The 531-nt window shown below is 61.2% G+C and carries 1 protein-coding gene; it reads left to right on the top strand.

What is annotated here, in order from left to right; genetic code table 11:
• Positions 1 to 40 precede the first annotated feature (40 nt).
• The coding region (locus AYO52_RS17495) for a TlpA disulfide reductase family protein (RefSeq protein ID WP_253702300.1) at positions 41 to 531 on the top strand (491 nt) is incomplete at its 3' end.

Raw genomic sequence — 531 nt, 5'->3', positions numbered from 1 at the left:
TGCGCAGCCCGGTAGCTGGGGCAGACGGGCAAGATGCCAACTGGCCGCAGTGGTGGTGAGTTCGCTTGTACTTACTGGCTGCGCTAGCGGCACTGATGCCGTCGCTTCAGGTGAGACGTTCGATTTTGTCAGCCCGGGCGGCCAGATTGAGATCTTCTATGATCCGCCGGCGGACCGCCAGAAGATCGCGCCGATGTCTGGCCCGGAAGTAGTAGATCCGGAGGCCACTGTGGCGGTCGCAGACTTTCCTGGCGAGGTGGTGCTGATCAACCTGTGGGGTCAGTGGTGTGCTCCCTGCCGGACGGAAACCGACGACCTGCAGCGACTACAGGACAAGTACCAGGCGCAAGGGTTCACCAATCTCGGCGTCAACTTGCGCGACCCGAATCGGCAAAAGCCTGTCGACTTCATCAAGGACTACGGGGTCACCTATCCCTCAATTTGGGACCCATCGCAGGCCGCGGTGGCAGCGCTACATGGTTTCCCCACCTCGGTGGTGCCAGCGACACTGATTCTCGACAAACAGCACCG

The organism is Dietzia sp. 111N12-1, from assembly GCF_001658045.1.
Taxonomy (GTDB): Bacteria; Actinomycetota; Actinomycetes; order Mycobacteriales; family Mycobacteriaceae; genus Dietzia; species Dietzia kunjamensis.
Note: the sequence above shows the minus strand (reverse complement) of the source record. Positions and strands in the feature narration are given on the sequence as shown.